Source organism: Streptomyces triticagri, assembly GCF_003429565.1.
GTDB lineage: Bacteria > Actinomycetota > Actinomycetes > Streptomycetales > Streptomycetaceae > Streptomyces > Streptomyces triticagri.
Window position 1 is genome coordinate 1 of record NZ_QUAK01000086.1, and the last position, 26414, is coordinate 26414.

Here is a 26414-nt window from a genome sequence, read left to right on the forward strand (position 1 = left end):
GTGTCCGGCCGCGGTAGCGGGTGGCGAGCTCGGCGCTCTGGGCGCCGAAAGCGGCGAGTCCGGCCGTGAAGACGTCGTCGAGCAGGCGGCGGTCCTCGACGCCGGGAGCGATCACGGTCTCGCCGAGTTCGATGCCGGCGAGCACTCCGGTGACGAGGTCGTCGGCGCTCATGCGCGGGACAGCGTTCTGCTCAGGCGTCCCGTCGTGCGATGCGGGCGGGCCGCGTCCGTCATCTCTCCACGATGCGGACAAACACCGCCGACAGCCAGTGGCCTCTCGTTCCTGGGACTGGCAGTACCAGGCAGGAACCGCCGTACGGACTCACGCGTCGGGCACACTGGCCGTATGGCGAGGACGCCCCTGGGTGAGGCACTGCGACACTGGCGCGACCGCGTCACCCCCGAGGCGGCCGGGCTGCCCGGCGGTGGTCGACGGCGCCGGGCAGGACTGCGCCGCGAGAACGCCGCCTGGCGCAACTTCCTGGGCTCGGGTTCCCGCGTACGCCACACCCCGGACTCGATGGGCGCGCTGCGTGCCCAGCGTGGGCCTCACTTCAACAATTTCTCTGCCTGGTCCGTCGCCTCGGCGTCGCTGATGTCGCCGATCTCGCTGTTGGTGCTGTCGCCGGTCTCATACAGGTCGAGGAACGTGATCGGGTTCAGGAGGTAGCCGTCGCGGCCGAAGCGGAGGTCCGGGTGGCACTGGCCCTTGGGCGAGAGTTCGCCGATGGTCCTGGTCATGCTCTGGCGCACGTCCGCGTGGTCCGCTCGGGCGGGTGTCTCGCGCAGTGCCGTGAGAACGACGACCGCCGCGTCGTACGCCTCGACTCCGCCGAGTGACGCGGTGTCGCCGTAGGCGTCCTCGTAGTCGGTGTCGAAGCGGTCGTTCCACGAGCAGTAGTCGCGGGTGGCGAGCCAGCGGGACTTGACCTGGTACTCGCCGTCGAGGGAGGCGTCGTCGGTGAGTCGCAGGCCGCGGAAGCCCGCCTTGGTCAGCTCCGTGTCGACCTTGCGGAACATCGCCTGGTTTCCCGTGTAGTAGACGACGTTGTAGTCGTTGCGCATGGCCGCGCGGACGTTGGCGGCGAGCTCGTCGGCGTCGATCGAACTCGTGGACGGGAAACCGGACTTGACCGTTGCGCCGAAGTAGCGGCCCATCTCCTGCGTACCGGTGTCGGTGCCGTCCGAGAGGTACTGCACCCCCTTGACCAGATCCGCCCCGTGGAGACGCTCGAGGAGGGCGACCGTCGCGTCCAGCTTCGTCTGCTGATTCCCCATCAGCTGGTACGTGGTCGCGCCGAGGTCGCCGGTCTGCTGCTGCCAGGGGTTGATCAGCACGACCCCGGCCTGGGCGTACGTCTTCGAGGCCTTCTCCATCAGCTCCGAGCCCGGGTCCCCCACCGGGCCGATCACGGCGACCACCCGGTCGTCGTCCACCAGGCGGCGCGCGACGCGCTCCGCGCCGTCCGCCGTGCCCGAGTCGTCGTGCTTGACGACCTTCACCGGGACCTCGAGGTCCTTCGCCTGCCGCAGCGCGAGCCGGACGCTGTGGTACGCCGACTTGGCGCCCGGCTTTCCCTCGCCGTTGAAGTCACCGACCACGGCGATGACTCGCGCGGCGCCGCCGCCCGCGGGCTTGTCGTCCTGGTCGTCGCCCAGGCCGTGGACCAGACCGGCGACGAGGGCCACGGCCGCCGCACCGGCGCCGGCCACCAGACCCGCCCGGATCCAGCGCTGCCGCGGGAGGCGCCACTTCGGCGCCGGCGGCGGCACCGTGTGCCGTGCGTGGCCGCCGGTGGCGGCGGCCAGCTCCTGCGCGAGGCGCTGCAGGATCAGTCCCGCCTCCGCCGCGGTCGGCCGGGCGTCGGGGGTCTTGGCGAGCAACTCCGCGACCAGCTTGTCCAGTTCGGCCGGCACGCCGGGGCGGGTGCTGCGCACCGCGCGGGGCGCCCGGGTGAAGTGCGCCTGCATGATCTCGACGCCGGTGTCGCCGGTGAAGGGCGGGCTGCCGGTGAGCATTTCGTACAGGACGCAGCCGAGCCCGTACAGGTCGCAGGCGGTGACCGGCTCGCCGCCGCGGAAGCGCTCCGGGGACATGTAGTGGACGGAGCCGATGGCGGGGCCGTCCGGTTCGGTGACGGCGTTGCCCGTGATGTCGGCGACGAACTTGGCGATGCCGAAGTCCACCACCTTCGCGGGGCCGCCGTCGCTCAGCATGATGTTCGACGGCTTGATGTCGCGGTGCACCACGCCCGCCGCGTGGGCGGCCGTGAGGGCCTGGCACACCTGGGCGCCCACCCGGGCGGTCAGGCTCACGGCGAGCGGGCTCTCCTCGGCCAGGCGCTCGGCCAGGGACTGGCCGGTGACCAGCTGCATCACCAGATACGGCACCGGCGGTGCGCCGGGCTCGCGGAAGGTGCCCAGGTCGTGCACGGGTACGACATGGGCGCTGTCCAGCACGCCGGCGGCGCGGGCCTCGCGCCGGAAACGGCGCACGGCCGCCTCGTAGTCCGCGCCCGGACCGGACTCCGTCGCCGGCTGCAGGGTCTTGACCGCCACGTCGCGCGCGAGCATCTCGTCGCGTGCGCGCCACACCGTGCCCATACCGCCCGCGCCCAGGCGCGCGTCCAGCCGGTACTTGCCTCCGAGTACGACCCCTGTCTCGATCCCCACCGCTCGTCTCCTGCCCGTTCCTGTCGTCACGTCGGTGCGGGGACACCGTCCCCGGTGCGGTGTCCCCGCACCGGGGACGGTGCCAGAGGAGGCGCGGGACCGGTCCCGGAGCAGGGGTCGGGTACGAGTGCGGATGCAGGTACGGGCGCGGGGGCGGTGGCGGGCGGGTCAGGCCTGGCCGGTGCCGAGGTGCTTCAGGTCCTCGGGGACGAGGGTCGCGCTGACGAGCAGCTCCTTGATCAGGTTGTGGTTGAGCGCGTTCCCCACCGGCTCGCCCACCTCCTCGCGGGTCAGCCCGGGCACGCCGTCGGCGGAGAGCCGGCCCCGGACCCGCTCCACCACGTTCGCGGCGAGGTGGGAGTTCCAACGGCCCTGCCCCTCGGCCGCGTTGAGGTCGTCCGCCACCTGCCGCCAGGACTGCGGCTGCGGATAGGGCTCGTGGCGCAGATAGCGCTGGGCGAGTGCGATGAGGACCAGCTTCTCGTCCCGGCCGATGTCCCATGCCCCGTGCCGGCGCGTGGTGTCGTGGGCCGCGGCCGCCGCCACCGGCCCGTGCGGTTCGATGATGCGCGCCTCGAGCAGGTACTCCCGGCCGATCGGGCTCTTGATGAACAGGGCGCTGTATCCCCGCAGTTGCTCCTCGCGCCCCTCGAGGAGCAGCCGCTCACCGGGCAGCCGGATCGGCAGCCGGCCCTCGTTGTGCACCCACCAGTCGCGCCCGTCGCAGGTGAACCGGCCGTGGCAGCGGCTGATGTGCGGGTCGTCGACGCCGATGCAGAGCTGTACCTCGGGCTCGTTGCGTCCGAAGAGCACGCTGAAGTTCGCCTTCGGCGTCGACATGACGCCGCCGCTCTCCGTCAGGACGAAGAGGGTGCCGGGCGGTGCGTCGAGCCGTGCGGCCGCGAGCGAGGCGGTGGTGGGCGGCAGCAGCTCCACATGGTGCCGTCCCGCCTTGATCGGCCGCATGTCCGCTCCTTCCGCCTCCGCGCCACGTCGAACTCAGGGGCACTGCACGTAGACCGTAACTGCTTCGTCCGACTCCTCTTCCTCGGCCAGGTTGGTCGAGGTCCAACTGCCCACGTGTCCGACTTGTCCGCCCTGGTCGTCGTAGAGGGTCAGCGGATTTCCCGCGGTGCGCACGGACGACACCATGAGGCGCAGGCCGCGCAGATCGTGACTGCCGCAGCCCGGTACGTAGGCCGCCCAGCCGGTGCCGTCCCAGCCTTCGTACACACAGGCCCGGCCCTCGGGACAGCCGTCGTAGCCCACCTCGTGGCCGACGGTGGCGACGGCGGGGTCGCTCGCGGCTGCGGACGGCTTGCCCGAGTCGCGCGCGGGGCGTGACGGGGAGGGGCGGCGCGACGAGGATTCCCCCGCCTCCGCCACGGACTTGGACGACTCCGGCGTCTTCGTGGCCGCCGAGGACTTCCCGGCGTCCGAGGGCTTCGACGCGGACGGCGAGGACTCGGGCGTACGGCTGTCGCCGGGGGCCGGGGCGCCGGACGCGCCGGGTCCCGACCCGGCCTCGTCCGCACCCTGGCGGCCGCCGGGCAGCTGGGCGAGCAGTACGGCCACGGCGAGCACCGCAGCGGCGGCGGCCACCACGACGAGCACGGTGCGGCGCCGGTCGGCACCAGGGGCCGCCGGGGCCGGGCTCGGTGCGGGTGCGGGTGCGGCGGGACCGGTCTGGAGCGGGAGATGCGCGAGCTCGTCCGCGGCGAGGGGCGGCAGGGTGGGGGCGTCGAGCAGCTTCGGTCGCTCCGGTGGTCCCGCGCCGGGCTGCGGGCTCCGGATCTCCGACGGGCCGGCGCCGTCCGCGAGTTCGCGCAGCCGGTCCCGTACCTCGGCCGCGTCGCGCGGTCGCTGCGCGGGATCCTTGGCGAGCAGCTCGAGCAGGAGCTGCTCGAGCCCGGGCGGCGCGTCCGTGCGCGATTCGCTCAGGCGGGGAGGCGGGGCGTGCGTGTGCAGTTCGTGCCACTGCTTGAGGTTCGTCCTCTTGACGTTCCTGCCGGTGTCGACGTTCCTGCCGGTGTCGACGTTCTTCCCCGTGTCGACGTTCTTCTCCGTGCCGGTCGTCTCCTGGTACGGGGGCTTGCCCGTGCACAGCTCGTGCAGCAGGCAGCCCACGGCGTACAGGTCGGAGCGCGGATCGCCGCTGACGCCGGTGAAGCGTTCGGGCGCGGTGTAGGCGAGCGTGCCGACGACGACACCGGGGGCGGTGGACTCGCGCTGCTGCGCCGGCCCCTTGGCGATGCCGAAGTCGACGAGCTTCGCCCGGCCTTCGAACTGGATNTGCTGCGCCGGCCCCTTGGCGATGCCGAAGTCGACGAGCTTCGCCCGGCCTTCGAACTGGATCAGCACATTGGCGGGCTTCATGTCGCGGTGAATCACGCCGTGTCCGTGCGCCGTCGCGAGGGCGTCGCAGAGCTGCACGGTCCACTCGAGGGACTGTCGAAGCGGGGGCAGTCCGCGGCTCAGTACGGCGTCGAGCGGTTCACCGTCGACGAGCTCCATCACCAGATACAGCCGGCCGCTCTCGGCCACGCCGTAGTCGTGCACGGTCACGATGCCCGGGTGGCTGAGCCCGCCCGCGCTGAACGCCTCGCCCAGGAAACGCTCGGTCTGCACCTCGGTGCCGGCCCGGTGCGCCAGTTTGATCGCCACGAGGCGCCGCATCCGCAGATCGCGGGCCTCCCACACGGTCCCGAATCCGCCCGCTCCGACCTGCCGCAGCAGCTCGTACCGCCCGTCGACCACCTCGTGCGGCTGCACGCCCGTCCCCCGACATCTCACTCGCCCGCCGCCTGTGCGGCCGGCCCGCTCCGCCGCCGAGCCTAGTCAGTACGGGGCCGCCACGGCGAGCGGTTCGGCCATCCGCTGCCGTCAGGTGGGCGGCGGCTCGGGTGTGCCCGCCGGCCCGCCCTGCTCGTCCAGGCGCGCCACCCGCCGTACACCCGCGACCTGGCGGTAGGAGGTGTCGAGGAGTTCGGCGACCTCCTGCCAGTCCACGTCGTCGGGGGCCGTGGCGCCGTCCGCGGAGAGGTCGAGGCCGATCCAGCCGGACGGGGCGAGGTAGGCGGGCGCGAAGAAGCGCTCGTCCTCGGCGAGGGCCGCGCGGTCGGTGTCGTCGGGCAGGATGATCAGCCCCTGGTCGTACGGGATGCGGGTGTCGGCCGTGCCCTTGGTCGAACCGCCGTACCAGGCGAAGAACTTGCCGGCCCGGAAGCCCGGCCGGCCGTGCGCGATGCGCTCCTCCGCGTCCGGGAAGGCCAGCGCGACCCGGCGCAGCCGCACCAGGTACGGATCGTCGTCCTCGAACATCACGGGGTGGGGCATGGGCAATCGGACCGATCTCGGCTCTGGGCGGCGGCAGCAGCGCTGTCGACGGTTTCGCTGGTTTCGCTGCTCTTCCTACGGTAGATCACTCCGGGCGGGCGGGCCTCCGCGATGTCGGACCCGCGTGGTACGCCTGGGAGATCGGAACGTACACCGTGATCAACTCGGAGGAATGCGTTGAACGTTCGTCGTGTCGTGCCCAACTTCCAGTCGGATGCCGCCGAGGCGAGCCGAGAGTTCTACGGCCTGCTCGGCTTCGAAGAAGTGATGAACCAAGGGTGGATCGTGACCTTCGCTCCCCCGTCCGCCCCCGCCGCCCAGATCAGCGTCATGACCGCCGACAAGACCGGCCCCGTGACGCCCGACGTGAGTGTGGAGGTGGACGATGTCGACGCCGCGTACGCGGCCGTGCGGGAGAGCGGTGCAGAGATCGTCCATCCGCTGCAGGACGAGGAGTGGGGCGTCCGCCGCTTCTTCGCCCGCGATCCGAACGGCCGGGTGATCAATGTGCTGGGGCACCTCTGACGCCCCGCTCACCGGGATCCGGCGCCGCATAGGGTCGACCCCATGGTCGAGAAGCGGATACGGGGTACAGGGCGGGGGCCTGGCCGGCCACGGGAGGAGCGGGTGACGCCCGCGGTCCTCGACGCGGTGGTCGAGCTGATCGCCGAGCGCGGGATGGCGGGGCTCACCATGGACGCCGTCGCCCAGCGGGCCGGTGTCAGCAAGCCCGCGATCTACCGGCGCTGGCCCACCAAGCAGGATCTCGTCATCGCCGCGGCCGAGTCCCGGGTGGGGCCGCTCGAGGTGCCCGATCTCGGTGACTTCGGCGCCGAGCTGCGCCGCATCCTGGAGACGCGCCTGGTCGAGTACCGCTCGCCGGGGGTGGCCCGGCTCATGGCAGGCATCATCGGTTCGGCCGCGGAGACAGATGCCGAACGCAGCGCGTACGGGGCGTACTCGGCCCGCGTGATGGGCGAGACGCGCCGCATCCTGGAGCGCGGCATCGACCGCGGTGACGTGCGTCCGGACACGGATGTCCGGTCCGTGGCCACCATGGTGGCCTCCCCGCTGGTGTTCCGGCTCGTCGGCGAGATGGAGCTGCCGGACAGCGGGCTGGTGGACACGGTGGTCGAGCTGATCTCGCGCGCGGTGACCACCCGGGCCTGAACGCCGGACCGGTCGCGCGACACCCGCGGGATCGCGCCCGAAAATCGATGCGCTCGACCTCTTGCCCTCGCACTGCCAGATATCGATACTCCCAGTAACGAATCTCAGGTCGTACGAGCCCACGCCGGAGGATCCCCATGGCAACGCCCGTCACCCAGCCCCAGCCGGTTCTCGACAAGCCCCTGCTGCACTACGGACGCCGCACCCTGGAGCGGACGGCGCCCGGCGCCGCGGCGGCCGAGTACCGCATCCTCGACATCAGCCCGCTCACCCCGCACATCGGCGCCGAGATCGCGGGTGTCGACCTGACGCAGCCGCTCGACGCGGCCGTCGTCACGGAGCTGCGGCAGGCCCTGCTCGAATGGAAGGTGATCTTCTTCCGCGACCAGCACGGCGTCACGCCCGAGCACCACCTCGCCCTGGCCGGCGTGTGGGGCAGCCCGGAGCCGAACCCGTTCTTCCCCGCCGCCGCGACCGCGGGCGTCTCGCGCCTTGCCAAGGACGCCATGGCGGTGGGCAACGAGAACATCTGGCACAGCGACCACTCCTTCATGGCCGCGCCCGCACTCGGTTCGGTGCTCCGCGCCGTCGAGGTGCCGCCCGCCGGCGGCGACACCATGTGGGCGGACATGGGGGCCGCGTACGACAACCTCTCCCCCGAGCTCAAGGACCGGATCGAAGGGCTCACCGCGGTGCACGACTGGGTGCCGAGCTGGGGTTCGACGATGACCGATGAGCAGATCGCCGGCTTCCGCGAGTCGCTGCCGCCTGTCGAGCATCCGGTGGTCGTGCGCCACCCGCGCTCCGGCCGCAAGGTGCTCTACGTCAACGAGCCCTTCACCACCCGGATCGTCGGCCTCGGCGACGAGGAGAACCGTGAACTGCTCGACGAGCTGGTCCTGCAGTCCCGCGTCCCCGAATATCAGGTGCGCTTCCGCTGGCAGCCGGACTCCATCGCGATCTGGGACAACATCGCGGTGCAGCACTACGCGATCAACGACTACTACCCGCAGCGCCGGGTCATGGAGCGCATCGCGATCGCGGGTGTGCCGCTCTCCTGAGCCGGAAGCCCCGGGTGCCGCTCCTCGCGCCCGCCGATTCCCCCATGTCCGCACGCCATTGACGCACCCCGCTCCGGAGGAACACGTGACTGCTGCCCAGCCCACGGCCGTACCACCGGTCACGCCGATCCGGGCCGTCGCCGAGCCCGGACGGCGCGCCTGGATCATCACCGGCCTGCTCGTCGTCTTCATGATGGTCAACTTCGCGGACAAGGCCGTACTCGGTCTGGCGGCCGAGGAGATACGCGCCGATCTCGACCTGACGGCGACCCAGTTCGGGCTGGCCAACAGCGCGTTCTTCCTGATGTTCTCGGTGGCCGGCGCGGCGGTCGGACTCCTCGCCGACCGAGTCTCACTGAAGTGGCTGCTGCTGGTCATGGCGCTGCTCTGGTCGGTGGCCCAGGTGCCGACCGCGCTGGGCGGAGGGCTGGGGGTGCTCATCGCCACCCGGGTGCTGCTCGGCGCGGCCGAGGGTCCCGCGTTCCCCGTCGCCCAACAGGCCGCCCTGTCCTGGTTCCCGGACCATCGGCGCAATCTGCCCGGCGCTCTGATCACGCTCGGAGTCACCCTGGGTGTGATCACCGCGGCACCCGGCCTGAGCTGGGTGATCCAGCACCACGGCTGGCGGGCCGCGCTCTGGGTGGTCGCGGCGGCGGGCCTGGTCTGGGCGGTGGCCTGGTTCCTGCTCGGGGCGGACGGGCGGCACCGCGATGCGACGGCACCCACGGACACCGTGTCCATGCCGATCGAATCGCCTGCGTGTACGGCGGGTTCACCCGAGTCCGCGGTGCCGCCCCCGCTCTCGTACCGCCGGATCTTCGCCAGCCGCACCTGGATCGGCACCACCGTCGCGTACTTCACCAGCTACTGGGCCGTCGCCCTGATGCTGGTCTGGCTGCCGTCCCAGCTGCGGCACGGGCTCGGTCACAGCGCGTCCGCCGCGGGCACCCTCGTCGTACTGCCCTGGGCGCTCGGTGCCGCCGTGCTGCTCGGCCAGGCGGCGCTCACCGGGCGGCTCATGCGCCGCGGCGTGAGCAGCCGTATCGCCCGCGGCCGGGTCGGCGCCGGTCTGCTGCTCGTCGGCGCGACCGGCTGCCTCGGGTTCCCGCTCGCCGACGGCGTGGCCATGAAGACGGCGTTCCTGATCGTCGGGCTCGGCTTCGGCGGAGCCTTCGCGACCGTCGCGATCACCTCGGTCACCGAGCTGGCACCGGCGTCCCGGCGCGGGGGTGCGCTCGGCACGATGAACGCCGTGGTGACCACATCCGGGCTGCTCGCCCCGGCGGTCGTCGGGTCCCTGGTCGACGCGCAGGGATCCGGCGGCTACCAGAACTCCGTCGTACTGACCGGGCTGATCCTGCTGGTCGGCGCGCTCGCCGCGTATCTGCTCATCGACCCGGCGAGGGACGCGGTGCGCACCAGCGCCCGCCGCCACCTGTGACCCCCGCGCCTCCGTCACCCGCACCCCGCCATCCCCTCCGATCCGAGGAGCCGAAGAGCCGCCATGGCTGAACAGACCCTGGACACCGCCGCATTGGACGATGCCGTCGCCACCCTGCAGGCAGCAGCGGCGAGTTGGACGGCCACCTCGCTCGCCGAGCGGATCGCGCTGCTCGAGCGGCTGCTGCCGCGGATCGCCGACGGCGCGAGTGCCATGGTCGAAGCCGCCGCCGAAGCCAAGGGCTATCCGTCCGACTCGCCCTGGGCCGCCGACGACTGGACCGGCGCTCCCTGGGCGCTCGCCCAGACCGCGAGCGCGTATCTGCGGGTGCTCCGCAGGATCGCGGCCGGCCGGGAACCTCTCGCCGCGGGCGCCGTGCACGAGCACGACGGCCGGGCCCGCGTGGACGTCTTCCCGGCCTCCGGGTGGGACACCCTGCTGCTCAACGGGTTCTCCGCACAGGTGTGGACGCGGCCGGGCACCACCACGCGCGCCGTACGGGACCGGGCAGCGGCCATGTACCGCGGCCAGGCCCCCGACCCCGGGGTCGCGCTCGTGCTCGGCGCGGGCAACGTCGCGGCGATCACGGCCCTCGACATCCTGCACAAGCTGTACGTGGGCGGGCAGGTCGTCGTCGCCAAGATGAATCCCGTCAACGCCTATCTGCGGCCGCACTTCGAGGCGGTGTTCAGCGAGTTCACCGAGCATGGCTGGGTGCGCTTCGTGGACGGCGGTGCGGCCGAGGGCGCCCACCTCAGCGGTCACGACGGAGTGGACAGCATCCATGTCACCGGCAGCGACCGCACCCACGACGCCATCGTGTGGGGCACCGACGAGGCCGCTGAGGCACGCCGCCGGGCCGACACCCCGCTCAACGACAAGCCGTTCAGCAGCGAACTCGGCGGTGTCAGCCCCTGCATCGTCGTACCGGGCCGGTGGCGCGACGCCGACTTCCGCTTCCAGGCCGAGCACATCGTCACCAGCAAGCTGAACAACTCCGGCCACAACTGCGTCGCCACCCAGGTCCTCGTCGTCCCCGACGACTGGGACGGCACCGACCGACTGATCGCCGAGATCCGGGCACTCCTCGTCGAGCTGCCCGACCGCGAGGACTACTACCCGGGCGCGGGCGACCGGCTCCGTACCGTCCGCACCGCCCACCCCGAGGCGGCCGTCTACAGCGACACCGACTGCCGCATCCTCGTCCCGGACGTCGCGCCGCAGGACGACGTGATGCTGTCCTTCGAGGTGTTCGGAAGTGCGCTCGGTGTCGTACGGCTCCCCGGCTCCACCCCGGACGGCTTCCTCGCCGAGGCCGTGGCGTTCACCGACGCGCGGCTGCCCGGCACACTCGGCGCGACCCTGATCGTCGACCCGCGGACCGAGCGCCGCCACCTGGCGGCGGTCGAGCGGGCCGTGACGGACCTGCGGTACGGCACGATCGGCGTCAACTGCTGGTCCGCGATCGGCTTTCTGCTCGGCTACACGCCGTGGGGCGCCCACCCGGGCCACACCCGCCAGGACATCGGCAGCGGCATCGGATTCGTGCACAACGCGTATCTGCTGGCCGACGAACAGATCGAGAAGACCGTGCTGCGGGCACCCTTCGCGCCGTCGCCGCGCGGACTTCTGCAGGGCAGTCCTTCACTCTCGCCGCGCCCGCCGTACTTCGTCACCAACCGGACCGCGCTCACCACCCTCGAACGCCTCACCCGGTTCACCGCGGCGCCCTCCGTCGCGAAGCTGCCCGGCATCTTCGCCTCCGCGCTGCGCGGTTGACCCCTCCACCAGCAGGATCCTCCGCCACCGAAGGGCTCCATCCATTGAACATCGCCGACCACCTCAGCCGTACCGCCGCCCGGCACGGCGCCCGTACCGCCGTCGAACTCGACACGGCCGCACTGACATACACCGAACTCGACACGCTCGCCGGGCGTGCGGCCACGATGCTCGCCGCGCGTGGGGTCCGGCCCGGGGACCGCGTCGCCCTGATGCTGCCCAACCTCGTGGAGTTCCCGGCCCTGTACTACGGGGCGCTGCGGGCCGGCGCCGTAGTCGTACCGATGAACCCGCTGCTCAAGTCCCGGGAGATCGCACACTGCCTGCGGGACTCCGGCGCGGCGCTGATCCTGGCCCAAGAGACCGCGGCCGCCGAGGCGGAAGCCGGGATCGAGGCGGCGGACAGCGGGACGGTGCTGGTCCCGGTCACCGAAGGCGGACTGGGTGAACTGCTCGCCGCACACCCGGAGCCGGCCGGCGCCTCGGTCGGCGCGGGCGGCGACACCGCCGTCATCCTCTACACCTCAGGCACCACGGGACCGCCCAAGGGCGCCGAGCTCACCCACGACAACCTCTCCCGGAACTCGGCGGTGACCGCCGGCTCGCTGTTCCGCCTCACCGAGCAGGACCATGTGCTGAACGCGCTGCCGCTGTTCCACACCTTCGGTCAGGTCGTCGCCATGAACACGGCCGTGCAGGTGGGCGCCCGGCTCACGCTGCTCACCCGCTTCGATCCCCGGCTCGCGCTGCGGACCGTGCAGGAGCGGCGGATCACGGTGTTCGCCGGGGTGCCCACCATGTACGCGGCGATGCTGGCCGCCCGGAGCGGAGAGGCGGACGGGTACGACGTGTCGACGCTGCGGCTGTGCGCCTCGGGTGGTGCCTCGTTGCCCGTCGAGGTGTTGCGCGGCTTCGAGGAGGCATTCGGCTGCCCCGTCCTCGAGGGCTTCGGGATGTCCGAGACCTCACCGGTCGCCTCGTTCAACCACCCGGACCTCCCGCGCAAGGCCGGCTCGATCGGCACCCCCATCGACGGGGTCGAGCTGCGGCTCACCGAGGTACGTGACGGGGTCGGCGAGCTCTGTGTGCGCGGACACAACGTGATGAAGGGCTACTGGGGCCGCCCCGATGCCACCGCCGAGGCGATCAAGGACGGCTGGCTGCACACCGGCGATCTGGCCCGGGTCGACGAGGACGGCCACTACTACATCGTCGACCGCAAGAAAGACCTCATCATCCGCGGCGGCTTCAACGTCTATCCGCGCGAGATCGAGGAGGTCCTGCACGAGCACCCGTCGGTGGCCGAGGCCGCCGTGGTCGGCCTGCCGCACACGGAGCTCGGCGAGGAGGTCGGCGCGGCGGTCGCTCTGCGCCCCGGTGCCGGTACGACCCCGCAGGAGCTGCGGGAGTTCGTCCGCGAGCGGGTCGCCCCGTACAAGTACCCACGGGAGATCTGGCTCCTCGACACCCTGCCCAAGGGAGCCACCGGCAAGATCGTGAAGCGGGAGATCGCGGCCACCCGGCCCGCTTGAACCGACCGCCCGTCGCCGAGTGATCCGCATCCGGTGCCCGGTCAGCTGCGCATGATCCTGCTCGTCGCAGGGCTGCTGGTCCCCGTGGTCCGGCTGGGGTTCGCCTCCGCCACCTCGGAGAGGATCGGCGGCGGGCTTCACGGTCGCGTCTCGTTCCTGGTGGTGATCGCCGCGCTCTCGTCGCCGGCCGCCGGAGTCGTCTCGTACACGGCTGCGGAGTCCCTGATCCTTGAGAACCGGGGCCACGGGCGCCGGCACCCTCGGCGGGCGTCCCTCACCGCTCCCGGGCCGCGACACCCCCGGTGCGCAGCGCGGCCGCGATGATCTGGACCAGGTGGCGGCTGTCGAGGTCGGCGAGGTCGCGTACCTGGGTGCGGCAGGAGTAGCCGTCGGCGAGGATGCGCCGGTCGGGGGCGGCCGCGGCGCGGGCCAGGATGCCGTCCTCGGCGATCTTCGCGGAGACCTCGTAGTGGCCCTTCTCCATACCGAAGTTGCCGGCCAGGCCGCAGCAGCCGGCGGAGGTCTCGACATCGCAGCCCATCGATTCGAGGAGCGCGCGGTCGGCGTCGTATCCGATGACCGCGTGCTGGTGGCAGTGCGGCTGGGCGAGGAGTTTCTCGGCGGCGCGGGGCGGGGTCCAGTCGATCGAGGTGAGAAACTCGGCGACGGTGCTGACCGATCGGGCGAGTTCGGCCGCGCGCGGGTCGTCGGGCAGCAGTTCCTCGAGGTCGGAGCGGAGGGTGGCGGTGCAGCTCGGTTCGAGTCCGACGACGGTGCGGCCTTCGCGTACGTACGGGAGCAGGATGTCGATCGTCCTGCGGAGCTTGGCCTTGGCGGCGGTGAGCTGGCCGGTGGAGATCAGGGTGAGGCCGCAGCAGGCGCCGGGCGCGGCGATCTCGACATCGCAGCCGGCGGCGGTCAGGACGTCGACGGCGTCGCGCGGGATGTCCGGGTCGAGGGCGTCGGAGAAGGAGTCGACCCACAGGACGGTCCTGGGGGCGCCGGTGGGTGCTTCCGTACGCCGTTGACGGCGCCGGTCGCTGCGGAACGGTCTGCGCGGCAGCGTCGGCAGGGAGCGGCGCGGGTCGGCACCGATCATGGCGAGCATGGCGCGGCGCAGCAGCGGGACGCGGCCGGCGAGGTTGACCAACGGGGCGAAGGGCGCGGCGAGTCGGAGCCACTGCGGGAGGCGGCCGAGGGTGTAGTGGCCGATCGGGCGCAGACGGCCGCGGTAAGTGCGGTGCAGGGCCTCGGACTTGAACATCGCCATGTCGATGCCGGTGGGGCAGTCGTTGGCGCAGGCCTTGCAGCCGAGGCAGAGGTCGAGGGCCTCGTGCACCTCGGGGGATCGCCAACCGTCCGTGACATGGCCGCCGTTGAGCATCTCCTGGAGCACGCGTGCGCGGCCGCGCGTGGAGTCCTTCTCGTCGCGGGTCGCGGTGTACGAGGGGCACATGAAGCCGCCCTGGTCGCGCAGGTCGGCGCGGCATTTGCCGACGCCGACGCAGCGGTGCACGGCGCCGGTGATGTCACCGCGGTCGTGCGCGAAGGCGAAGCCGTCGCCGGCCCGGACGGAGCGGGCCCGCGGGCGGCGCAGGTCCGCGTCGAGGGGTGCGGGGCGGACGACGACGCCCGGGTTCAGGAGGTCCTCGGGGTCGAGCAGTGCCTTGAACTCGGCCATGGCGCGCAGGGCTTCGGGGCTGTACATGGCCGGCAGGAGCTCGGAGCGGGCGCGTCCGTCGCCGTGTTCGCCGGAGAGCGAGCCGCCGTGCTCGGCGGCCAGGTCCGCGGCGCGTTCGAGGAATCGGCGCATGGGGGCGCTGCCGTCGTCCAGCGGGAAGTCGACGCGCAGGTGGACGCAGCCGTCGCCGAAGTGGCCGTAGGCGAGGCCGGACACACCTTCGTCGGACATCAGCGCTTCGAGGCCGCGCAGGTAGTCGCCGAGCCGTTCGGGCGGTACCGCGGAGTCCTCCCAGCCGGGCCAGGCCTGCTTGCCGTCGGCCGTACGCCCGGCGAGGCCCGCACCGTCGGCGCGGATCTGCCAGAGCCTGGTGGCCTCGGGGCCCGCGGGCAGTACGGCGGTGTCGGTGGCGTGCGAGGCGGCGACGAGCTTGCCGGCCGCGGCGACCGCATCGGCGGAGACCGCCCCGCCGACCTCGGCGATCAACCAGCCGCCGCCCGAGGGCAGTTCGGGCACGGCGGCGCTGCCGTGCGCGCGGCGTACGACGTCGACGAGCTGGGCGTCCAGGCCCTCGAGGGCGAGCGGGCGGAAGGGCAGCAGATTCGGTACGTCGTCGGCGGCGGTGGCCATGTCCCGGTAGCCGAGTACGGCCAGGGCGGGGGCCGGTGCCTGCGGGACGAGGCGGACGGTGGCCTCCAGGAGGATGCCGCAGCTGCCTTCGGTGCCGGTGAGGGCGGCGGCGAGATTGCGGCCGTTCTCCGGGAGCAGGTGTTCCAGCGAGTAGCCGGAGATCTGCCGGCCGAAGCGGCCGAACTCGGTGCGCAGCACGGCCAGATGCTCGGCGACGAAGGCTTCAAGGCCGGGCACCTGGGCGAGCGCGTCCGGGCCGGAGCCGGCCGTGACGATGTCGCCGCTGCCGGTGAGCCAGGTCCCCGAGACGACGTTGTCCGCGGTGCGTCCGTACGACAGGCCGTGCGGGCCGCAGGCGTTGTTGCCGATCATCCCGCCGAGGGTGCAGCGGGTGGCGGTGGACGGGTCGGGGCCGAAGCGCAGCCCGAGGGGGCGGGCGGCGTCCTGGAGCACGCTGAGTACAACTCCCGGTTCCACGACCGCAGTCGAGGCATCGGCGTCGAGGGACAGGACGCGGTTCATGTGGCGGGAGAAGTCGATGACGAGTCCGGGGCCGATCGCGTTTCCGGCGCAGGACGTGCCGCCGCCGCGGACGGTGACGGGGACGCCGTGCGCGCGGGCGATGCCGGCCGCGGCGATCACGTCGTCCTTGGTCCTGGGGGTCAGCACGGCCCCCGGGACGATCCGGTAGTTCGACGCGTCGGTCGAGTACGCGGCCCGGGTCGCGGACGAGCCGTCGACGAGGTCGCCGAGGCGGCCGCGCAGCTCGTCGAGGAAGGCCTCGGCGGGGGCGGTCGGTCCGGTTGCCGAGGTACTGGCGCTGGTCCTGGTGGGCGCGTCCATCGTGCTGCTCCTGGAGGGGTGGTGCGGCCTGCGGTCGCGGTGTCAGAGGACGAGCTGCCGGGGGACGTCCGCGGCGGCGGCCCGCAGCAGGCCGCGGTCGAGGCCTTCGCCGGCGAGCGCGTCGATGAGCTGGGCCAGGGCCGCGGGCGGCTCGGGGCTGTCGGGCTGTCCGGCGTCGGAGGCCAGGACGAGCCGCTCCCCCGCCGCGCGGGCGACATCGGCGAGCCGGGCGGGCGTCATCCCGGCCTGGTGGAAGAGCTGGTACGCGGTGATCTCCACGTACGCGCCCCGCTCGGCGAGCTCGGCGATCTCCTGCGGTGTCATACCGGGGACGGTGTACGAGGGATGGGTGAGCAGGAAGCGGCGGATGCCGCGGGCCTGCGCCCGGTCCAGCAGCCAGCGGCACTCGGGGCCGCTGACGTGCCCGGTGCACAGGACCGCGTCGTGCTCGGCGATCAGATCGAGCACGAACTCCGCGTTCCGTGCGGCCTCTTGGCCCTCGTCCAGTACGGGCGGGACGGCGAGGACGGAGCGGTCGAGGCGCTCGTCCAGGTCCCCGAGCCGGGGCAGTCCTGCGCTCTCCTGGGTGTGTGCGTCGGCCGTCGGGAACCAGACGACGCGCCCGCCGGAGGAGAGTGCCGACAGGACGGCCGCCGGGTTGATCCCGCCGACCGCGCGGTTGAGGGTGATGCCGCCGACGACGTCCAGGCCGGTCGAGCGGGCCAGGGCGCTGGCGCGGCCCACGGTGGATTCGTGGTGCGCCTTCAGGACGAAGCCGCTGTAGCCGGCGGCGGCGTATCCGGCGGCGATCTGGTCGTCGTGGCCGATGCGGGCGAGCACATCGGGGGCGGCGTGGACATGGACGTCGAACACGGGCTGTTCCGCTTCTCTCAGGGGGTGTTCGTGGAGGTGGCCGGGCAGGAGCTCGGTCCGGCGGCAGGCAGCAGGTCGGTCCGGCCCTCGGCGAGCAGCGGGACGTCGCGGCGCTGTCGGCGCAGGGCCGCCAGGTCGAGCTCGGCACTGGTTGCGTCGGGCTCACCGCCGAGCTCGGTGAGGACGTCCCCGCCGGGGCCGATCACCCGTGAGCCGCCCCAGAAGAGCGCCTCGCCGTCGGTCCCGCAGCGGTTGACGAAGACGACGTAACACTGCAGCAGGACGGCGGCGTGCTCCAGCATCACCTCCCAGGTGCGGCGGATCCTCGCCGGATCGGCCCCTTCCATGCTGGCCACCGGCACGATCAGCACCTCGGCCCCGTCGCGGGCGGCCAGCCAGGGCACGACGGGGTGCCACATGTCGTTGCAGATGACGGTGGCGATCCGCACGCCGCGGAAGGTGGTGGCCCGCAGCACGGCGCCGGGCTGGAACGACAGATGCTCGTTCCACGGCGCGTACGACACCGGCTGCAGCTTGCGGTGCAGATGGGAGGTGCCGGCCTGCGGATCGGACAGCAGGTACGAGTTCCAGGGGAGCCCGGCGGGGCTGCGCTCGGCGAAGCCCACGCCGACGCCCGCGGCGGCGAGTGCGGCCAGCCGCGGATCGTCCTCGGTGAGCAGGTCCTCCTGGCGGTGCGGGGCGAATCCGTAGCCGTGCAGGGAGAGTTCGGGGGTCAGGGCGAGGTCGACGGGGCCGATCCGGGCGCGCAGTTCCTCGATGCCGGCCAGGTTGGCGTCGAGCGCGCCGAAGACGGGCGCGGTCTGCAGCAGTCCGACGCTCAGCGTCGCGGACTCGTCGGCCCCGGACGTCAGTCCGCCGCGCGGTCCGGCGGACGTCAGTCCGCCGCGCGGTCCGGCGGACGTCAGTCCGTCACGTGGGAGCTCAGCCATGTGTGCGCGACCTCCTCCGGCCTCTTGCCCTCCACGTCCACCTGTGCGTTGAGCCGCTGCATGGTGGCCGTGGTCAACTGCTTCGACACCGGCTCCATGGCCGCTTCGACCTTCGGGTTCTTCTTCAGTACGGCGTCCCGCACGTTCAGCGAGAGGTTGTACGGCGTGAAGTACTTCTTGTCGTCCTTCAGTACGGTCAGGCCGAGGGCGGGGATGCGGCCGTCGGTCGCGAAGACCTCACCGAAGGTGCACGGGTTCGCGCGGGCCACGGCGTCGTAGATCGGCCCGGCGGCCAGCTCCGCCGCGTGCTTCTTGGGCAGCTTGAAGCCGTACGTCTGCTGCAGCCCGGACCAGCCGTCGTCGCGGCCGAAGAACTCGGAGGCGCCGCAGAAGCCGGCCCTGGACGGGTTCTTCCTCGCGAGCTCGGCGTACTCGGAGAGGGTGCTGATCCCCAACTTCCTCGCGGTCGCCTTCTTCACGGCCAGGGCGTAGGTGTTGTTCGCCGGGGCGGGCGGCAGCCACACGATGCCGTTGCGGTCCCGGTCCGCGGCGTCGACCTTGCGGTACACGGTCTCCGGGTCGCTCGCGTCGCCCTGCTGCTCGAGGGCGAGCCAGCCGGTGCCGGTGTACTCCCAGTACATGTCGACGGAGCCGGACGACAGGGCGGCGCGCACCGAGTTGGTGCCGTTCATGCCGCAGGTGCGCTCGACCTCCGCGCCCTGCGACTCGAGGCGCTGGGCGGTGATCTCGCACAGGACCAGTTGTTCGGTGAAGCTCTTGGAGGCGACGTTCACACTGGTCCCCTTGAGGGGGCCGCTGTCCGCGGTGCCGCCGCCGGTGCCGGGTGGATTGCCGAAGAGCGCGCAGCCGCTGGTGAGCGCGAGGCCGAGCAGGCTCGCGGCCGTCACCATGATTCTCCGCATGCTGAAGCCCTTTCGTGGAGCTCAGGGTGTGGGGGCGTGGTGGGAGCCCTGGGCGGGCTCGTGGTCGATCCGGGGTCAGATGCCGCGCGGGCGCAGCGCACGTTCCGCGAGGCCGGCCAGCCAGTCGACGGTCAGGGCGAGCGCCATGGTGAGCGCACTGCCGACGATCAGTACGGGCATCCGGTCCAGGGCGATGCCGGAGGAGATGACCGAGCCGAGGCCGCCGGCGTTGGTGAACGCGGCGAGGGTGGCGACACCGACGTTGAGGATCAGCGCCACCCGGATACCGGCCAGCATCACCGGTACGGCCAGGGGCAGTTCGATGGTGAGGAGCACTTCGCGGGTGCTCATCCCCATGCCGCGCCCCGCGTCGATCAGTGCGGGGTCGACCTGCCGGATCCCGACCATGGTGTTGCGGAGCACCGGCAGCAGGGCGTACAGGACGAGCGCCACCACGGCCATCCAGAAGCCCACACCGAAGATCATCGCGAGCAGTACGAGCACGCCGATCGACGGCACGGCCTGGCTGGCGTTGGCGGCGGCGAGCACGATCGCGCCCGCCCTGCGGATGCCGGGCCTGGTCAGCGCCACGCCGAGGGGTACGCCGACGGCGACGGTGAGCACCGTCGAGACGACGACGAGCTGGATGTGCTGCCAGAGCGCGCCGAGCACCACATCGCCGGCCAGGCTGCGGGCCTCGACCGAATCGAGGTCGAGCGAGCCGACGTACAGCCACAGGGTCCCGAGCAGCGCGAGGACGACCGACGGCAGGACCCAGGTGCGCGACTTCCGTTCCGTACCCGCTGCGGAGCGGCTGGTCTCCGTCATCGCCGCCGTACTCATGTCAGCACCTTCGCCGGCTGGGAAGCGGCGGTGAGCAGGGTCCCCAGGTCGAGGAAGCGGCTGCCTTCCTCGGGTACGGCGACCTCGATGCCCTCGGCGCCGGCGGCGAGCACCTGCTCGAGGGCGGTGTGCACGCTGTCGCCCGGGTCGACCTCGATGGCGCGCCCGGCTCCGGCCGCGGTGGACGGGGCCGTGCCGAGGACGTCCGCCACGGTCAGCAGGGAGAGCCGGCGGACCGGGGCGCCGGATCCGACGAAGTCGCGTACGAAATCGTCGGCCGGGTTGCTGAGGATCTCGAGCGGGGTGTCGAACTGGGCGAGCCGGGAGCCCGAGTCGAAGATCGCGATGCGGTCGCCGAGGCGCAGCGCCTCGTCCATGTCGTGGGTGACCATCACGATCGTCTTGCGGATGCGCTCCTGCAGCCGCAGGAACTCGGTCTGGAGCTTCTCCCGCGCGATCGGGTCGACGGCACCGAACGGCTCGTCCATCAGCATCACCGGCGGATCGGAGGCGAGCGCGCGGGCCACGCCGACGCGCTGCTGCTGGCCGCCGGAGAGCTGGCGGGGGTGCCGGTCGGCGTGCAGGGCCGGGTCGAGGCCGACCAGTTCGAGCAACTCCAGGGCCCGGGCGCGGCGTTCGGACTTGGCCACGCCGAGCATCTTGGGGACCAGGGCGATGTTGTCGGCGATCGTCAGATGGGGCAGCAGGCCGATCTGCTGGATGACGTAGCCGATGCCGCGCCGCAGTTCGTCGCCGTCGACGTGGGTGACGTCCCGGCCGTCGATCAGGATCCGACCGGCGGTGGGCTCGACCAGGCGGTTGATCATCCGCAGGGTGGTGGTCTTGCCGCAGCCGGAGGGGCCGACCAGGACGACGAACTCGCCGCGCCGGATCTCCATCGAGAGATCGGAGACGACCGCCTTGTCCTGACCCGGATATCGCTTGGAGACCCCGTCGAGGACGATCATGGCGTCGGGGCTCGGGGTGGGCCGGTCAGACATTCCAACCTCGCAGAGCGGTGATCTTGGCTACGGCTATGAACAGCAGGTCGAGGACCAGAGCGACACAGACCACTCCGATCACTCCGGAGAGCGCTTCCTCCAGCGCATTGGCCCCGCCGAGGCGGTCGAGGCCCTGGAAGATCAGCTGGCCGAGGCCGGGGCCGCGCACCACGGCGCCGATGGCGGCGGTGGCGACCAGCATGATCGTCGCGGTGCGGATCCCGTTGAGGATCACCGGCCAGGCCAGCGGCAGGATCACGGTGCGCAGTCGGCGTCCCGAGCTCATGCCGAGTCCGCGGGCGGCCTCGACGGCGGCCGGGTCGACCTCCTCGATGCCGGTGACCGCGTTCCGCAGGATCGGGAAGATCCCGTACACGGTCAGGGCGGCGATCGTGGGCGCGACCCCGAGTCCCATCACGGGGATGGCGAGGGCGAACAGCGCGAACGACGGGATGGTCAGCAGCGACCCCGTCACGGAGAGCAGCGCACGCCGCAGTCCGGGCAGGGTCTGCGTGAGCACGGCGAGACCGACGCCGACGACCGAGGCGATCAGGACGCTGAGCAGCACCAGCTCGATGTGCTGCCGCGTGAGGAACCACAGGTACGCGGCGTTCTCGGACATGTAGGAGAGCAGGTTCACGGGGCGGCCGCCCGCACACGGGCGCGGCGCACGGCCCCGGCGGTGATCGGCTGCGGCCGTGCTGCGCCGGCGCCGGACGCGGCCTGGGGACGAGTGTGATGTCGCATCGTGCTCTCCGATCTCCGGGGCGGGTCTTCAAGGGGTGCTGCGCGGCCACGGTGACCGGCGACGGGGGCGCTCGGTCCGGTGGTGGCCGTCAGGGGTCGCCGGGTTCCGGTCCTGTGGTGGTGCGTACTTCGGAGCACAGGGCCGTCTGCAGGGCCCGTGCCGTCGTGAGCAGTTGGCCCGCGAGGGCCGGGATGTGCGGCTCCACGCGGAAGGCGGGTCCGGAGATGTTCACCGCGGCCGTGATCCGGCCGGTGAAGTCCCGGATCGGCGCCCCGATGCCCACCAGCTCCGGGTCGAAGACCCGGTTCGCGACGGTGTAGCCGCGCCGGCGGGCCTGGCGCACCTGGGCGAGGAACTCGCCCGCCTCCCGGTCCGGGATGCGGGACTCACCCCGCTTGATCATGTCGACGAGATGTTCGTCCTCGTAGTCGAGGAGCAGGGCCATGCCGCTGGAGCTGCGGTGCACCGGGACCGTGTGGCCGACCCAGTTGACCGCCTCGACGGACCGTCTGGACCCCTCGGAGAGGACGGTGAGCACCTCGCCGTCGGAGAGCACGCTCAGGTGGCTGCGCTCCCGTACGGTCTCGGCCAGCTTCAGGACCATCGGACCGGCGAGTTTGGTGAGCCGCTGGTCCCCGGCCCGTACCGCCAACGAGAAGAGGCGCCAGCTCAGTTCGTAGCGCTTCGACGGGCGTCTGGCGACCATGCCGGTCTCGAGGAGACTCTTGAGCTGCCGGGACACGACGGACTTCTCGCGGCCCAGCATCCTGGCGACGTCGGCCACGCTCAGGCCGTCCGGGTACTCGACCGGGTTCGCCGATGCGAGAATCTCCAGGATCGTCATCACGCGCGAGGCGCCGCTGCGGGTTGTTGCAGGGGGCTTCGGCGCGGAGGTCTTCCGCGCGGGGGTGTTCTGCTCGAGAGCCATACCGAATCCTTGGTGAGCGGTATGAATAGATAGACGGGCGGCGAGATTACACGCAACGGTGAGTTGCGTTTTCTGCACCTCTCGCGTCCATCCTCCTGCGCGCCCCTCAGGCCGAGACGCTCCGCACCGGGGCCGCGGCCGCGAAGGCCTCGTCGAAGAACTCCCGCAGGCGGTCGCAGAGCAGCACGAACTCCGGGTGGTCGCCGTACATGAAGTCGTTGTGCCGGCCGTCGATCGTGTACAGGGTCTTGGGCGAGGGTGCCGCGGCGTACAGGGCCAGGGACTCGTCGTAGGGGTGCAGCGAATTGCGCTCGCCGTGGCCGATGAACAGCGGCGCCGACAGGTGCGCCACCACGTCCTGCACCTTGAGGTCCAGGATCGACTCGGTGAACTGCAGCCGGGTCGGGTGACCGAAGCCGTGGACCTGCGACAGCTCCTTCTCGACGTAGTCGCCGGTGGCCGGGTCCAGCGGGTAGTGCTCGAAGGTGTCGGCGAGCCTGGACGCGCCGTCCAGGACGCGGCGGCGCCGGTCCTCGGCCACCTCGGCGACGATCTTCTGGAACTCGTCGTAGGTGTGGATGGACTTCAGCCAACGCCGGCCGTCGTAGAAGCCGTTCAGGGACGCGACCGCGGCGACCTCGCCGCCGGCCTTCTCGGCGGCGAGGATCACGTTCGCCGCGCCCATGCCCCAGCCGATGAGGCCGATGCGCTCCGGGTCGGCACCGTCCTGGGCGGCGAGGAACGTCACCGCGTTACGGATGTCCTGGGCCTGCTCCTCGATCAGGACCCGGCCCTTCTCGCCCTCGCTGTCCGCCATGCCGCGGTAGTCGAAGCCCAGGCAGACGAAGCCGCGCTCGGTCATGCGCTCCGCGAACATCCTGGGGTAGAACTCGTTGAAGCCCTGGTAGCCGGAGTTGACCACCAGTGCCGGACGCCGGGCGCTGTCGGCCAGGTCGTCCGGGTAGTAGACGGTGGCTTCGAGGCGGCTGCCCTCGCTGTAGAACGCGGTGTCCTTCTGAATCACGGCAATCCCCTGTGTCGTTCCGGGCCGTCCGGGTCGTTCCGGTCCGTTCCGGGCCCTGCTTGTCTCGGGCGGCCACTCTCGGACGTCGATGCATGACCCGCAACCGTCGGGTGCAGTTTCTGCACCGCGCGGCGGGCGGCTGCATGGGGAGAGCAGAGGGCGGAGTGGATCTACCGTGCGCGCCACGTCGGGAGGCGGTGGGCGAGCGGGCTCGTGGCCTGCCGGGGGAGGGAGTCGCGCGTCCACGGGGCAGGCGGTGCGGGTGTGCCGTGCGGAGGGCCGGTCGTGCCGGCGAGTGCGGTGAGCACGGCGAGCAGGGCGGCGAGCTCCTCGTCCCGTGGCGCACCGCGGACGACCCGCACGGCACCGGCGCCGGGGCCGCTCACTGGGGCTGGTTCCCGTGCTTGCGCGTGGGGAGCGGGGCGTGTTTCGTACGCAGCATGGTCAGGGCGCCGATGACGCGACTCCGGGTCTCCGCCGGGTCGATCACACTGTCGACGAGGCCGCGCTCGGCCGCGTAGTACGGGTGCATCAACTCGGCCCGGTATTCCTTGGCCAGCCGGGCGCGAGTCGCTTCGGCGTCCGCGGCCGCGGCGATCTCCCGGCGGAAGACGACGTTCGCCGCGCCCTCCGCGCCCATCACCGCGATCTCGTTGCTCGGCCACGCCAGCGAGATGTCCGTACCGATGGAGCGGGAGTCCATGACGATGTACGCCCCGCCGTAGGCCTTGCGCAGGATGAGCTGCACCCGGGGGACGGTCGCGTTGCAGTACGCATAGAGCAGCTTGGCGCCGTGCCGGATGATGCCGCCGTGCTCCTGGTCGACCCCCGGCAGGAAACCGGGTACGTCCACCAGGGTCACCAGCGGCAGATTGAAGGCGTCGCAGGTCTGTACGAAACGGGCGGCCTTTTCCGACGCACGGATGTCGAGGACTCCGGCGAAGGCGGCGGGCTGGTTGGCGACGATGCCCACCGCCTGCCCGTCGAGCCGTGCCAGTGCGCAGATGACGTTGGTCGCCCAGGACTCCTGGACCTCGAAGAAGTCACCGTCGTCGACGATCTCCCCGATCACCGCCCGCATGTCGTAGGCCCGCCCCGGATCGGCGGGCACCAGGTCGAGCAGGGCCTCGGTGCGGCGGTCCGCCGGATCCCCGGTGGGCTCGGCGGGCGGCAGCTCGCGGTTGTTGGACGGCAGCAGGGACAGCAGGTGGCGTACGTCCTCCAGGCAGCTCTGCTCGTCGTCGTACGCGACATGGGCCACGCCCGAGACGGAGGCGTGGGCGTCGGCGCCGCCGAGGGCGTCGTGCGTGATCACCTCGCCCGTGACCGCCTGCACCACGTCGGGGCCCGTGATGAACATCTGGGAGGTGCCGCGGACCATGAACACGAAGTCGGTGAGGGCCGGTGAGTAGGCGGCGCCACCGGCGCACGGTCCCAGGATCACGCTGATCTGCGGGATCACACCGGAGTTGCGGACATTGCGGGTGAAGATTCCGCCGTAACCGGCGAGCGCGGTCACCCCCTCCTGGATCCGGGCGCCCGCGCCGTCACAGAGACCGATGAGCGGGCAGCCCGCGGACTCGGCGAGGTCCATCAGTTTGTGGATCTTCTCCGCGTGGGCCTCGCCGAGGGCACCGCCGAAGATCCGGAAGTCATGGGCGTAGGCGAAGACGGTACGGCCGTTCACCTGGCCCCAGCCGGTGACGACGCCGTCCGTGTGCGGCCGGCGGTCCTCCAGGCCGAAGCCGGTGGCCCGGTGCCGGCGCAGCTCCTCGACCTCGGTGAAGGTGTCCTCGTCGAAGACGATCGCGAGGCGCTCACGTGCGGTCAGTTTGCCCTTGGCGTGCTGCGCCTCGGTGGCATGCTCGCCGGGCCCACGGCGCACCTTCTCGTGCAGATCGGCGAGTTCGGCGGTCCGGTCGCGCAGCCGGCCGTCCTCGGGGGCGGCGTTGTTCAGGGACGATTCCTCGACGACGCTCATGCGCCCAGAGTGCAGGCGCCGGCTCAAGGCGGGCTCGACGGCCTCTGGACGTACGGATGGAGTGCGGCTCGACCCGGGCGGTTCACCCTCACGCCATGACGCGTCCGACGCACCGCTCCGTGGTCCTGATGTTCCCGGGCACCGGCGCCCAGCACCGGCGCATGGCGGCCGGTCTCTACGGCCCGGAACCGGCTTTCACCGCCGCCGTCGACGCGGTCCTCGCCGAACTGGGCGCCGAGGGCGAGGCGGTACGCGCCGACTGGCTGGCCGACTCCCCCGCCGTGCCCCTGGACTCCGACTCCCGTGCGGCGCCACTGCTGTTCGCCGTCGACTACGCGATGGGGCGGCTCGTCGAGAGCTGGGGCGTGCGGCCCGGTGCGTATCTCGGGCACAGCATGGGCGAGTTCGCCGCGGCCGTGCTCGCCGGTGTGTTCCGCCTGGACGACGCGGTGCGGCTGCTCCGGGAGCGTGTACGGATGCAGCGCACCACTCCGGCGGGCGGCATGCTCGCGGTGGCCGCCGCCGAGCGCGAGGTGACACGGTACGTCGGCGATGGTGTGGTGGTGGGCGCGGTCAACGGACCGCGGCACACCGTGCTGTCCGGACCTCGGGGCCCGCTCCACGCGGTCGCCGAGCGGCTCGCCGCGGACGGCAGGACGTTCCGCCGGCTCGCGACGCATACTCCGTACCACAGTCCGGCCCTCGAACCGCTGGTGCTCGGCACCCGGGAGCTCATCGGCGCCATGCGACTGTCCGTCCCGCGCACGGATCTCTATTCCGCCTACACGGCAGGCCTGTTGAGCGAGCCGGAAGCGGTCGACGCGGACTTCTGGGCGGTGCAGCCCACGGCTCCCGTCCTGTTCTGGCCCACCCTCGACCGGGTCCTGCGGGACGGCGACCGGCTGCTCGTCGAGGCGGGGCCGTCCCAGAGTCTCAGCGCGCCGGCCCGTGGGCACCCGGCGGTGCGCTCGGGCCGCAGCGCGGTGCTCGCCGCGCT

General features: G+C 72.0%; 22 protein-coding genes and 2 pseudogenes. 8 read left to right on the forward strand and 16 right to left on the reverse strand.

What is annotated here, in order from left to right:
• Positions 1-346: 346 nt before the first annotated feature.
• Positions 347-469, forward strand: a pseudogene (locus DY218_RS35170) (transcriptional regulator); the annotation flags it as partial.
• A gap of 80 nt (positions 470-549) precedes the next feature.
• Here the strand turns inward: DY218_RS35170 and DY218_RS15870 are convergent.
• The 5 genes and pseudogenes from DY218_RS15870 to DY218_RS15885 form a co-directional block, all read right to left on the reverse strand.
• Positions 550-2673 carry a bifunctional serine/threonine-protein kinase/ABC transporter substrate-binding protein gene (locus tag DY218_RS15870; protein ID WP_128556685.1) on the reverse strand — a complete coding sequence of 708 codons (2124 nt, stop codon included), beginning with the start codon at positions 2671-2673 and terminating at the stop codon, positions 550-552.
• Between the two features lie 168 nt (positions 2674-2841).
• Positions 2842-3639, reverse strand: a complete 798-nt coding sequence (locus DY218_RS15875; RefSeq protein ID WP_128556686.1) for an FHA domain-containing protein — start codon at positions 3637-3639, stop codon at positions 2842-2844.
• Between the two features lie 33 nt (positions 3640-3672).
• On the reverse strand, positions 3673-4965 hold a 1293-nt coding region (locus tag DY218_RS15880; RefSeq protein WP_233521627.1), incomplete at its 5' end, for a protein kinase domain-containing protein.
• 1 nt (position 4966) lies between these two features.
• Positions 4967-5466 (reverse strand): annotated as a pseudogene (locus DY218_RS35850) (serine/threonine-protein kinase); the annotation flags it as partial.
• A gap of 90 nt (positions 5467-5556) precedes the next feature.
• Positions 5557-6009 (reverse strand): MmcQ/YjbR family DNA-binding protein, encoded by a 453-nt coding sequence (locus tag DY218_RS15885; RefSeq protein ID WP_128556688.1) that lies wholly within the window; start codon positions 6007-6009, stop codon positions 5557-5559.
• Positions 6010-6186: 177 nt separating this feature from the next.
• Between DY218_RS15885 and DY218_RS15890 the strand changes: the two genes are divergently transcribed.
• From DY218_RS15890 to DY218_RS15915, 6 genes are all read left to right on the forward strand, one after another.
• Positions 6187-6534 carry a VOC family protein gene (locus tag DY218_RS15890; protein ID WP_128556689.1) on the forward strand — a complete coding sequence of 116 codons (348 nt, stop codon included), beginning with the start codon at positions 6187-6189 and terminating at the stop codon, positions 6532-6534.
• Between the two features lie 102 nt (positions 6535-6636).
• Positions 6637-7179, forward strand: coding sequence for a TetR/AcrR family transcriptional regulator (locus DY218_RS15895; protein WP_233521628.1), 543 nt, complete (start codon positions 6637-6639; stop codon positions 7177-7179).
• A gap of 137 nt (positions 7180-7316) precedes the next feature.
• Entirely contained in the window at positions 7317-8240 is a 924-nt protein-coding gene (locus DY218_RS15900) for a TauD/TfdA dioxygenase family protein (protein WP_128556691.1), read from the forward strand.
• Between the two features lie 85 nt (positions 8241-8325).
• Entirely contained in the window at positions 8326-9681 is a 1356-nt protein-coding gene (locus tag DY218_RS15905; RefSeq protein ID WP_233521629.1) for an MFS transporter, read from the forward strand.
• A 63-nt stretch (positions 9682-9744) separates the two neighbouring features.
• On the forward strand, positions 9745-11460 hold the full coding sequence (locus tag DY218_RS15910) for an aldehyde dehydrogenase family protein (protein ID WP_128556692.1): 1716 nt from the start codon (positions 9745-9747) through the stop codon (positions 11458-11460).
• 44 nt (positions 11461-11504) lie between these two features.
• Positions 11505-12992 (forward strand): long-chain-fatty-acid--CoA ligase, encoded by a 1488-nt coding sequence (locus DY218_RS15915; protein ID WP_128556693.1) that lies wholly within the window; start codon positions 11505-11507, stop codon positions 12990-12992.
• Positions 12993-13266: 274 nt separating this feature from the next.
• Here DY218_RS15915 and DY218_RS15920 read toward each other — a convergent pair whose 3' ends face one another.
• From DY218_RS15920 to DY218_RS15970, 11 genes are all read right to left on the reverse strand, one after another.
• Entirely contained in the window at positions 13267-16146 is a 2880-nt protein-coding gene (locus DY218_RS15920; protein WP_128556694.1) for an FAD-binding and (Fe-S)-binding domain-containing protein, read from the reverse strand.
• A 42-nt stretch (positions 16147-16188) separates the two neighbouring features.
• A complete protein-coding gene (locus DY218_RS15925) occupies positions 16189-17019 on the reverse strand; it encodes a DUF6282 family protein (RefSeq protein WP_128556695.1) in 831 nt (276 codons plus the stop codon).
• A gap of 17 nt (positions 17020-17036) precedes the next feature.
• Positions 17037-17969, reverse strand: a complete 933-nt coding sequence (locus DY218_RS15930; protein WP_128556696.1) for a nitrilase-related carbon-nitrogen hydrolase — start codon at positions 17967-17969, stop codon at positions 17037-17039.
• On the reverse strand, positions 17942-18892 hold the full coding sequence (locus DY218_RS15935; protein ID WP_128556697.1) for an ABC transporter substrate-binding protein: 951 nt from the start codon (positions 18890-18892) through the stop codon (positions 17942-17944). The genes DY218_RS15930 and DY218_RS15935 overlap by 28 nt, the downstream gene beginning before the upstream one ends.
• 75 nt (positions 18893-18967) lie before the next feature.
• On the reverse strand, positions 18968-19735 hold the full coding sequence (locus tag DY218_RS15940; protein WP_128556698.1) for an ABC transporter permease: 768 nt from the start codon (positions 19733-19735) through the stop codon (positions 18968-18970).
• On the reverse strand, positions 19732-20736 hold the full coding sequence (locus tag DY218_RS15945) for an ABC transporter ATP-binding protein (protein WP_199566748.1): 1005 nt from the start codon (positions 20734-20736) through the stop codon (positions 19732-19734). The genes DY218_RS15940 and DY218_RS15945 overlap by 4 nt, the downstream gene beginning before the upstream one ends.
• The gene (locus DY218_RS15950) at positions 20729-21376 is read right to left on the reverse strand and encodes an ABC transporter permease (protein ID WP_199566749.1); all 648 of its coding nucleotides are present in this window, start codon (positions 21374-21376) and stop codon (positions 20729-20731) included. Before DY218_RS15950 ends, DY218_RS15945 begins: the two co-directional genes overlap by 8 nt.
• A gap of 196 nt (positions 21377-21572) precedes the next feature.
• The gene (locus DY218_RS15955) at positions 21573-22412 is read right to left on the reverse strand and encodes an IclR family transcriptional regulator (RefSeq protein WP_128556700.1); all 840 of its coding nucleotides are present in this window, start codon (positions 22410-22412) and stop codon (positions 21573-21575) included.
• A 106-nt stretch (positions 22413-22518) separates the two neighbouring features.
• Positions 22519-23436: an alpha/beta hydrolase gene (locus tag DY218_RS15960; protein WP_128556701.1), complete on the reverse strand. Its 918-nt coding sequence runs from the start codon at positions 23434-23436 to the stop codon at positions 22519-22521.
• A gap of 170 nt (positions 23437-23606) precedes the next feature.
• On the reverse strand, positions 23607-23822 hold the full coding sequence (locus DY218_RS15965) for an acyl-CoA carboxylase epsilon subunit (RefSeq protein ID WP_128556702.1): 216 nt from the start codon (positions 23820-23822) through the stop codon (positions 23607-23609).
• A complete protein-coding gene (locus tag DY218_RS15970) occupies positions 23819-25417 on the reverse strand; it encodes an acyl-CoA carboxylase subunit beta (protein ID WP_199566750.1) in 1599 nt (532 codons plus the stop codon). The genes DY218_RS15965 and DY218_RS15970 overlap by 4 nt, the downstream gene beginning before the upstream one ends.
• Positions 25418-25512: 95 nt before the next feature.
• On the opposite strand from DY218_RS15970, the gene DY218_RS15975 reads away from it, so the two are divergent.
• The coding region (locus DY218_RS15975) for an acyltransferase domain-containing protein (RefSeq protein ID WP_233521630.1) at positions 25513-26414 on the forward strand (902 nt) is incomplete at its 3' end.